General features: G+C 71.8%; 2 protein-coding genes and 1 pseudogene. All 3 read right to left on the reverse strand.

Features of this window, described 5'->3' with window-relative positions; translation table 11 throughout:
- Positions 1–395 (reverse strand): annotated as a pseudogene (locus B7767_RS30745) (hypothetical protein); the annotation flags it as partial.
- 29 nt (positions 396–424) lie between these two features.
- On the reverse strand, positions 425–877 hold the full coding sequence (locus B7767_RS30750) for an Lrp/AsnC family transcriptional regulator (protein WP_030867804.1): 453 nt from the start codon (positions 875–877) through the stop codon (positions 425–427).
- Between the two features lie 10 nt (positions 878–887).
- Complete coding sequence (locus B7767_RS30755) at positions 888–2,366, reverse strand: amino acid permease (RefSeq protein WP_085575003.1); 1,479 nt, start codon at positions 2,364–2,366, stop codon at positions 888–890.
- Between the last annotated feature and the right edge of the window lie 211 nt (positions 2,367–2,577).

The following is a 2,577-nucleotide window of genomic DNA, read 5'->3' on the forward strand; positions in this document are numbered from 1 at the left end:
GGGGCCGCGGGGGTGAGGAGCGGACCGCCGGGCGGCGTGAGCAGGGGAACCAGCGGGGAGCCCGGGCCCACCGCCGTGCCGGCGTCGCTCCGCCCCGGGTCGAGCACACCGCCGGGCGGCCGGGGCCCGTCGTCCGGTCCCCCTTCCCGGTCCGGCACCGACGGGGCCGTGGCCTCTCCGGGCAGGGGCGGCAGCAGGACGCCCGGTGCGAACGGGGTCGCCCCCATGAGGCTCAGTACCAGCACCATCAAGTACGCGGCCGCCAGCCCGGCCACGCCGTATCCGGTGCGCCGGAGCACCCGCGCGCGCCTGCCGGTGGAGTCGACGAACACGGGGAAGCACGGATCAGCCGATGGGACGGTCCGCATATGTCCGGAATCATCCTGACTCCGCATGGAGTCAGCGTACGCCGGAACGGGCCTTTCTACGCGGGCGATCCCGACGAGAACCGGCGCAGCAGCGGGGACAGCACCAGCACGGACTTCGTCCGCTCGACGAACGGCTCGCCCGCGATGCGTTCCAGGACCCGCTCGAAGTGACGCATGTCGGAGGCGAAGACCTGGGCGACCGCGTCCGCGTCACCGGTGACGGTGGAGGCGGCCACGACCTCCTGGTAGCGCTCCAGGCCCCGCTGGATGGTCTCCGGGGAGGTGTTGCTGCGGCAGTAGATCTCGACGAACCCCTCCGTCTCCCAGCCGAGGGCGGCCGGGTCCACCCGTACGGTGAACCCGGTGATGGCCCCGGTGGCGCGCAGCCGGTCCACGCGCCGTTTCACGGCGGGCGCGGACAGGCCGACGAGCTGGCCGATGTCCGCGTAGGAGCGGCGGGCGTCCTCGGCGAGGGCGTGCACGATGCGTTCGTCGAGATCGTTCAGCACTGCGGGCGGTTCACTTCGCTTCTGGTGTGGCGGGGGCGGCGAGCCGGGAGCGGCGGTGGCCGTACAGGAAGTAGAACACGAGCCCGGCGGCCATCCAGACACCGAAGACCACCCAGGTGACGGCGGACAGGCTGCCCATCATCCACAGGCAGAACGCGAAGCCGAGGGCCGGCATGAGCGGGGACAGCGGCACCCGGAAGGTGCGGGGCATCTCCGGACGCGTCCGGCGCAGCACCACGACGGCGACGTTGACCAGCGCGAAGGCGAACAGGGTGCCGATGCTGGTGGCGTCGGCGAGCTGGCCGAGCGGGATGGCGGCGGCCAGCACGCCGCAGAAGAGGGAGACGATCAGGGTGTTGGCGCGGGGCGTGCCGGTCTTCGGGCTGACCTTGCCGAACACCTTGGGCACCAGTCCGTCCCGGGCCATGGCGAACAGGATGCGGGTCTGGCCGTAGAGCACGGTCAGGACGACGCTGGCGATGGCGATGACGGCGCAGAACGCCAGCAGGGTGCCCCAGAAGCCCTGGCCGGTGACCTCGCGCATGATCTGGGCGAGCGTGGCCTCGGAGTCGGTGAACTGCTGCCAGGGCTTGGCGCCCACGGCGACGGCGGCGACCAGGACGTACAGCGCGGTGATGATGGCGAGCGACAGCAGGATCGCGCGGGGCAGGTCGCGCTGGGCGTCCTTCGCCTCCTCGCCGGCGGTGGAGGCGGCGTCGAAGCCGATGTACGAGAAGAAGAGCGTCGCCCCGGCGGCGCTGACGCCGGCCATGCCGAGCGGCATGAAGTTCTCGTAGTTGCCGGAGCGGAAGCCCTGGACGCCGATGGCGCAGAACAGCACCAGCGCGCCGATCTTCACGACGACCATGATCGTGTTGGCGCGGGCGGACTCGCGGGCGCCGCCCATCAGGAACGCCATGGCGAGCAGGACGACGATCAGCGCGGGCAGGTTGAAGACGCCTCCGTCGCCGGGCGGGGCGGAGAGCGCGGCCGGGATGGTGACGCCGATGGTGCCGTCGAGGAGTTCGTTGAGGTACTCGCCCCATCCGACGGCGACGGCGGCGACCGACACGCCGTACTCCAGCATCAGGCACCAGCCGCAGACCCAGGCGACCAGCTCGCCCATCGTTGCGTACGCATACGAGTAGGAGGAGCCGGAGACCGGGATGGTGCCCGCCAGCTCGGCATAGGAGAGGGCGGAGAAGAGGGCCGTCAGACCGGCTATGACGAAGGACAGCGTGACGGCCGGGCCGGCCTTGGGGACGGCCTCGCCGAGGACGACGAAGATGCCGGTTCCGAGGGTGGCACCGATGCTGATCATGGTCAGCTGCCACAGGCCGAGGGACCGCCGCAGGGAGCCACCCTCACCCTGGCCACCCTCCGCGACCAGGCGTTCCACGGGCTTGCGGCGCATCAGGCGCGCGCCGAGGCCGGGGGACGGCGGGGCGGCGGGGCGGCCGTTGTGCGGGGGTGCGCCTTGGTCGAGCACGCGCTGACTCCTTCGTCGCTGCCGGTCTTCCGCGGCAGGGGACCGACGGCGTCCCGCGACAGCCGGGACCCGTCGAGCGGAGTCCCCGCCACACACGTACAGCGCGTAACCCTACGAGGTTCTCCGTTGCTCCTGAAATGCAGCAACCTTGCGCACCCCCGCAAGATCATTGCGTTACCGGCGGGGGCGCGGGGGGTCGTTGCGCGGGGGG

The sequence above is a fragment of the Streptomyces sp. 13-12-16 genome (genome assembly GCF_002114215.1).
Classification (GTDB): Bacteria; Actinomycetota; Actinomycetes; order Streptomycetales; family Streptomycetaceae; genus Streptomyces.